The sequence below is a fragment of the Lachnoclostridium sp. Marseille-P6806 genome (assembly GCF_900625025.1).
Classification (GTDB): domain Bacteria; phylum Bacillota; class Clostridia; order Lachnospirales; family Lachnospiraceae; genus CAG-791.
In genome coordinates this window covers 1-7682 of sequence record NZ_LR130601.1, presented here as the reverse complement: position 1 = coordinate 7682, position 7682 = coordinate 1, and the positions used below count along the sequence as shown (strand labels likewise).

Genomic DNA, 7682 nt, shown 5'->3' with positions numbered 1-7682 from the left:
ACGCGGGGTCCAAGGAGGAATCCGTCCGAACCAATGCCACTACATTCTAACAGCTTAAGCAACGAGCGGATCATATCCCAACTGGCTGTTGGGGGTATGACCACTACATCTTTTATATTAGGAGGAGAACACATGGAAGAGAAAAAAGAGAGCCTTTATTAAGGTTTAGGTTAATACACAAAATTATTTACAGATCCTTTTAAAGAGTTGAAATGGTGTAATGACATTCATTAAAGAGGCTCTTTGAAGAGATAGTTATACAACATTTCCGCAAATTCATTAATTACTTTTTCTTTGTTTTGTGTTTCATCAGGATAAAAAGCTAGTTCATGAACTATACTTTCCACAGTTGTATGAATTATAAATGATGCTGTGGAAAGGTCTTTTATCTTGAGATTTGGACTATAAAATTCAAGCAATGAGAGAATTTTATTTGTAGCAAATATGCGATAAGGCTTTTCAAGTTCACGAAAATCATCGCTTTGATAAGAAAGAGCCGTAATTTTCTTTTGAAACAATGTTAGATAACTGTGACTATCTAAGACAAATTTAATATATTTTTTAATTATTTCAAAGAATGAAAATTGTGATAAATCTTCTGGAATGATTTTTTCTAAGATATTTGAATAAAGATCTTTTACAAGCTCATCATAAATTGCTTTTTTATTTGGATAGTAGCTATAAAGCGAACCAATGGATACGCCTGCAGTTTTTGCAATTTCATTTGTACTTACATTTGCATAATCTTTCTCTGAAAAAAGGAGAAGAGCAGTATTTTTTATGAGTTTTTTTCTTTCGATACTTCTTTTTTGTTTCGGTATTCTAGTATTCTTTTGTTTTGATTCTTTACTTTTCATAACATCTCCAATACGCAACAGTGGGTATTAAATTTTTTGTAATAACGATGAGTCTCTCAATTAAAATCTTGTACAAATCTAGATTTTACAGACTAAATTAATTAAACAAAAACCTTCCAATATAAGTGTATCATGTTCATTAAAAAAATCAAGAACATAATACGAGCGCCCACTCATATTATATTGACAAAGCAGCAAAAAGAAGTATTATTAATGTGAGTTATAGCTCACATTAATAATACGCTTTAATCAGCCATATACTTGTAATAACAGGCATCTGACGTGATCAAGAGTAATGGGAAAACCCAATATATAGTTTAAAAATTATGTTATGCAGAAAGGAGAAAAAAGATGAGTTTTATTCGTTTTCAAAATGTAACAAGAGAATATAATGTTGGAAGCAATGTAATAAAGGCTCTGAATAATGTGAATTTAGAAATTAGACAAGGTGATTTTACAGTGATTTTAGGACCTTCCGGTTCAGGAAAATCTACTTTTTTAAATCTTCTTGGAGGTATGGATTATGTTACGAGAGGAGAGATTTATGTAGGAGAGAACAATATATCAAAATTTACCAATAAGGAACGCACTCTTTATCGTCGCAAAGATATTGGTTTTGTTTTTCAGTTTTATAATCTTATACCGACTCTTACAGCTTATGAAAATGTAGATATGGTATCCAAGTTATCTGATGTTTCCATTTCAGCTGATGAAGCATTAGAAATGGTAGGATTGAAAGACAGAGCAGAAAATTTGCCGTCTCGCTTATCGGGAGGAGAGCTTCAGAGAGTATCCATAGCAAGAGCTCTTTGCAAAAATCCTAAGCTGCTTCTTTGTGATGAACCTACAGCGGCTCTTGACAGCGAAACCGGGAAAAAAGTTTTAATTACGCTTTCTTCCATGGCAAAAGATTATGGCCATACAGTAGTTTTGGTAACTCACAATGCTGCAGTGGCACCTGCGGCAGATAGACTTATCAGACTTAGAGATGGTGAAGTCAGTGAAATTATGGATCAGAAAAATCCTATTTCTATGGAGGAGGTTTTCTGGTAATGAAATATTTAAATAAAAAATTTATTAGAGATATATTGCAACAGTGGAAACAGTTTGTGTCGGTACTTGTTATGGCTCTTATCTCGGTTTCGATTTACTGTGGAATGAGTTCAGTGTGGACTGGGATGGATGAATCATATACTGATTACAAAGAAAAAACTAACTTAGCAGATGCTTATATCAATGGGGTAAATATAAGCGATGAAGATATTTCAAATATAAAAAAATTGCCTTATGTAAATCAGGCTGAAGGATCAATGTTTGTTAAGTTTAATACGAAAATTGATAATGAAGATTCAGAGCTTTATATTAATTCATTTACAAGCAGCACTAAAAAACTCATGAATCCGCTCCTTAGAAGCGGGCACCCCCTAAAAGATGATGAAGAAGGTATATGGATTGACGAAGATTACGCCAAGATACACAATCTGAAAGAGGGTGATAAGATTGTACTTGAGTTTAAGGGGATTAAGAAGAAAGTAAAGATTTTGGGGACTGTTCTCGATGCAGAAAATATATATTTTGTTACTTCTTATGCAGAAACAGTTCCGGATCATAAACGACACGGTTATGCTTATATAAGTGAAAAATATATAAATAAAATTTTGGGAACAGTATCTTATAATCAAGTGAGACTTGATTTACTGGAAAAACCTGTTTCCAAGTCAAAGCTAGAAAAAGATATTAAACGGATAATGGGAGATTCTTTTTCATCAGTAGTCATGAAGGAGAATAAAATTTCTATCACTCAGGTTGATGAGGAAATAAATCAAATTCACAAAATGGCGATGCTGTTTTCAATTGTATTTATCTTGTTATCAATTTTATCAATTTATACTACGATGAGCCGTCTTATAAGTAATCAGATGGTTCAGATTGGCACACTTAAATCTTTAGGATTTTACGACAAACAAATTTATTTTCACTATGGAGCATATGGATTTTTGGTGGCTATCATAGGAAGCCTTGTTGGGGTGATTTTCGGATATACAGTGGTGGGAAATCTTGTTATGAATATAAAAAAGGCGACACTAACGCTTCCTATATGGAAAAAATCCTTTGGCATAGATAGTATGATCTTGATTCTACTGATTGTTACGGTTTGTACCTTGGCTGCGATTATTACTACAAGGAAGGTGATTAAAAACAATCCTTCTTTTACAATCAAAGGCATGCTCGATAAGAAGTCAAGTGGTCCCGGAATATACAAAAAATCAAGATTGTCATATGATTGGCTTTGGACGCTCAGGAGCATTCGCATTCATCCAATCAGAACATTCATGAGTATAACTGCAATCGTGGGAAGCATTGTATTGATGGTTGCCGGTCTTGGTGTGTGGGATTCTCTTTATAGTTCATATCAAGATGTTTATAATAATGAATTCTGTTATAAGTATATTGGACAGGTATACGGAGAATCTTATAATAATTTAAGTCGCAAATTTAATTCTTTTGATGTTCAGTTTGCACAGAGTGAAACGGCTGATTTTTCTTTCCACGGAATTGAAAAATCGGGTTCTCTTTTAGTGCTTGATTCGGGTGACAAAATTAGAATTTTTGATGCAAAATCAAAAAAGAAAATCAGGATAGAAAAAGATGAGGTGGCAATTGCTTCTCAGTTGGCAGAACAACTTGATGTTAAAGTTGGAGATAAGATTGCATATAAGACTAAGAGTTCGTTAAACGAGCATAGGGTTACTGTTACGGCAATCGTGGATGCAAAGATGCCTCAAGGTATTTTTATATACAAAGATAAGGTAAAAAACTTTGAACCTAACACAATTTATATAGGAGATAGTGAAGCTTATGAACAAGCAAAAAAAGAAGAATCAATAAGCAATATAATATCTATAAAAAAGCAACAGGACAACATGAAGGAGATGATGGATAGCGTTCATTCAATTATGTATATATTAATTGTGGCAGCATTTGTATTAAGTGTCGTTATTCTATATAATCTTGGTATCTTGTCATATCTTGAACGTTATCGTGAATATGCCACAATGAAGGTCATAGGATTTAAACATAGTGAAATTATGGGAATGGTATTTAAGGAGAGTGTTCTAAATCTTTTGACTGGATTTGTTATAGGAATTCCTTTGAGCAAGCAGTTCTTGAAGTTATATATAAGAGTTGTTTCCATGGATAGTATGGAATGGACTCCTATTATTACTAAAGACCATTTTTTGATAGTTATATTCTGTGTTATAGGATTTTCTGTTTTAGTCAATTTGGTTGTTTCTATGAGAATAAGAAAAATTGACATGGTTGAAGCGTTAAAATCTATTGAATAAGGGAGACGGTGAATATAGGGGTATTGTATTAGAAAATAATTAAAATTTTTCTAAATTAAATAGGTTATATAATATTTAGGCAATAGAAATAAATCCTATTGCCTATTTTATGTATGACGGGCATGCCGTCAGTCTGTGGTGAAAGTCCGCAAAGGGCGTAGTTGCCGACGAACTCCATAGCGACTTGCAAGATTCACATCGTGAAGTGTAGGCGAGAAGAAGCAATAGCGAAATCGTAGCCTGACGAACAGAAACCTAATATCAAGGCTTGCATAACGGATAAGTGGGCATAAAGTTACGAAGTCCAAAAGGCAATCGTAACTTATGCAAGTAGATCAGGCAGACGAGTAAAGGCTCAAATCACTGACGAAAAGAAACTGGTCAGTATCAATGGATTATCGAATTGAGAAACTCAATCAGGTAATCAGGGGCTGGATTAACTACTACCGAATCGGCAGTATGAAAAGGAACCTTACCAGAATTGACGAGCATCTAAGGACGAGAATGAGAATTGTGATATGGAAACAATGGAAGAAATCAGCGAAAAGACACTGGGGACTTCGAAAGTTAGGTGCACCTGAATGGATGGCAAAGCAATCAGTGAGTTTTAATAACCACTATCAAGCGGTAGCCAAAACTACAGGGGTACACCTAATATCAAAAGAAATCCTCACAAAGTGAGGACTTCTCAGTTGTTTGGATTATTATTTGAATTGAACCGCCGTATGCCGGACGGCACGTACGGTGGTGTGAGAGGGGTTAGAAATTAGCCCCTACTCGATTCAAATCTCAAAATAAAAGCGTCAATAAATCAAAAAAGGTACTTGACAAAACGCTCTCTGGGGAACCCATGCGGATATCGAGCCGTTTATGGACCCGAAATTTGAAAACAACGTGATCCTCACGGCGACAGAACGTCTGATGATGAGTAACCGTCCGAAGAACCCGGCCAATGCCAGGAATAAGAATGTCCTGATCGTCGGCGGCAGCGGCTCCGGCAAGACGAGATTCTGGCTGAAACCGAACCTTTTACAAATGCATTCGAGTTACGTTGTGACTGACCCAAAAGGCACGATCGTATTGGAGTGCGGCAAGGCCTTAGAGCGGAACGGATATGAGATCCGGATCCTGAACACCATCAATTTCAAAAAGTCCATGAAATATAATCCCTTCGCCTATATCCACAGTGAAAAGGACATCCTGAAGCTGGTCACCACGCTGATCGCCAACACTAAAGGCGATGGCAAATCCGGTGACGAGTTTTGGACCAAAGCAGAAACGCTTCTCTACTGTGCCCTGATCGGATATATCCACTATGAGGCACCGGTGGAAGAACAGAACTTCGCCACTCTGATCGAATTCATCAATGCCATGGAGGTCCGTGAGGATGACGAGGAGTTCCAGAATCCGGTCGATATCATGTTTGAAAACCTGGAGAAAAAGAACCCGAAGCACTTTGCGGTCCGGCAATATAAAAAGTACAAATTGGCTGCAGGTGTTATAAAGTGAGGATAGTTTTTTAGTACCCTTTGAATACATATGATTTTCAAGACAGAGGATAGTAAAAAGCTATTCTCTTTTCTTTTGTCCAGAAAGGAGCTGTAGCATTATGGCAAAGAAAAACACACACAGATATGTGGCACTCTATGAGAGACTAAGCCACGATGATGAACTGCAAGGGGAGTCGAATTCGATATCGAATCAAAAAAGGATCCTGGAGGACTATGCGACTTCCCATGGTATGACCGTATTCCGGCACTTTACCGATGATGGTATCTCCGGCACCCGGTTCGACCGCCCCGGATTCCAGAATATGATTGATGAGGTCAGAGCCGGAAACATTGAAGCCTGCATAATCAAGGACATGTCTCGTTTTGGCAGAGACTACCTGCAGGTCGGCACCTATATGGAAGTACTGCGAAAGAATGATACCCGTCTGATTGCCCTGAACGACAACGTGGATACCCTTAAAGGTGACGATGAATTTACGCCATTCAGGAACATTATGAACGAATGGTATGCCAGAGACACAAGCAAGAAAGTCCGCTCTGCCTTTCAGGCGAAAAACCTTGCCGGAAAGCACACCAGCAGCGCCGTACCATACGGCTATCTGAAGTCAGAGGCAGATAAAAATCAATGGGTTGTCGATCCGGTGGCGGCTGCTGTGGTAAAACGCATTTTCCAGATGACCATGGAAGGGAAAGGACCGTACCAGATCGCACAGATTCTCTCTGATGAACATGTTGAGATTCCCGCTTATTACCATCAGAAACTCGGCATCGGCCTGTGGCAGACAAGAGAAATCAAGAATCCATACAAGTGGGGAAGCTCCACCATCGCGCATATTCTGGATAACCCGTCCTATCTTGGGCATACCTGCAATTTCAAGACCAGGAAGCATTTCAAAGATAAGAAAAGTCACTATGTAGATCAGGATCAGTGGACGATCATCGAAAACACGCACGAGGCGATCATCGACCAGGAGACTTTTGATAATGTACAGCGGCTCCGGAAGAATATCCGGAGGTATCCGGACGGCTGGGGCGAAGCCCATCCTCTCGGAGGCCTGCTCTTCTGCGCGGATTGCGGAGGCAAGATGTATGTTCATCGTACCTACAATGGCAAGAGGAATCCGCAGTTCACCTGCTCCCAATATGGAAAGGTTCCGGTCGGAAGTCGTTGCCCGTCACAGCACAGAGTCAGTGCAGATGTCGTCATGACGCTGATTAAAGAGACGCTGCGGGAAATCATCAATTTCTCTAAGGAGGACGAAGAAGAGTTTGTGAAGATCGTCAGAAAAGCGGTCGCGTCCCAGCAAACAAACGAGGTGTCTGAACAGAAAGCCCGGTTGGAACAGTGCAGAAAACGCAGTGAAGAGCTGGAAGTTCTTCTCTGTAAAATATATGAGGACAATGCCCTTGGGAGATTGCCGGACAAGCGGTATGCCGTTCTTGAAAGCCAGTATACGAAGAAACAGGAAGCATTGGACAATGAGATCATCAATCTCCAGAACCTTGTCAGCAGCGAGGAAAGCAGCCCGCTATCCGCAGCAAAGTTCATCGCCCTCGTAAAACGATATCAGGACTTTGAAGAGCTGACCAATACCATGCTGAACGAATTTATCTACAAAATCCTGATTCATGAGCGTGAAAACAAAGGCCGTCAGGATTCTCCGCAGACCATCGAGATATATTTCAATTTTATCGGGAAGTTTGAGGTTCCAAGGGAAGAACACATCCCGACGCCGGAGGAAATCGAGCTTGAGGAGCGCAAGGAACGCATCAGGCAGAAGCGGCATGAAGAATGTCTCCGCAGAAAATCCACTGGCTGGCAGGCTACGTATTACTGGAAACACTGAAACCTCAAAAATTACGTTAATAGAAAGCGGGCTAAATCAGTCCTGATCTCTATAAATTCACCTGCTGGCCTTCAACAGATAGTGCAAAATACCTTGAAAATACGCTGTTTGTGTCATCTG

General features: G+C 38.8%; 5 protein-coding genes and 1 pseudogene. 5 read left to right on the top strand and 1 reads right to left on the bottom strand.

Annotated elements, in window-relative coordinates; genetic code table 11:
* Positions 1-230 precede the first annotated feature (230 nt).
* The gene (locus tag E0E20_RS13670; RefSeq protein ID WP_130838721.1) at positions 231-857 is read right to left on the bottom strand and encodes a TetR/AcrR family transcriptional regulator; all 627 of its coding nucleotides are present in this window, start codon (positions 855-857) and stop codon (positions 231-233) included.
* Between the two features lie 351 nt (positions 858-1208).
* Between E0E20_RS13670 and E0E20_RS13665 the strand changes: the two genes are divergently transcribed.
* The 5 genes and pseudogenes from E0E20_RS13665 to E0E20_RS13645 all read left to right on the top strand — a co-directional run bounded on the left by E0E20_RS13665 (position 1209) and on the right by E0E20_RS13645 (position 7562).
* Positions 1209-1910: an ABC transporter ATP-binding protein gene (locus tag E0E20_RS13665; protein ID WP_130838720.1), complete on the top strand. Its 702-nt coding sequence runs from the start codon at positions 1209-1211 to the stop codon at positions 1908-1910.
* Positions 1910-4204, top strand: a complete 2295-nt coding sequence (locus tag E0E20_RS13660; RefSeq protein WP_130838719.1) for an ABC transporter permease — start codon at positions 1910-1912, stop codon at positions 4202-4204. The genes E0E20_RS13665 and E0E20_RS13660 overlap by 1 nt, the downstream gene beginning before the upstream one ends.
* A gap of 363 nt (positions 4205-4567) precedes the next feature.
* Complete coding sequence (locus tag E0E20_RS14870) at positions 4568-4885, top strand: group II intron maturase-specific domain-containing protein (RefSeq protein ID WP_442911491.1); 318 nt, start codon at positions 4568-4570, stop codon at positions 4883-4885.
* Positions 4886-5035: 150 nt separating this feature from the next.
* Positions 5036-5701, top strand: a pseudogene (locus tag E0E20_RS14865) (type IV secretory system conjugative DNA transfer family protein); the annotation flags it as partial.
* 112 nt (positions 5702-5813) lie between these two features.
* On the top strand, positions 5814-7562 hold the full coding sequence (locus tag E0E20_RS13645) for a recombinase family protein (RefSeq protein ID WP_130838717.1): 1749 nt from the start codon (positions 5814-5816) through the stop codon (positions 7560-7562).
* Positions 7563-7682 lie beyond the last annotated feature (120 nt).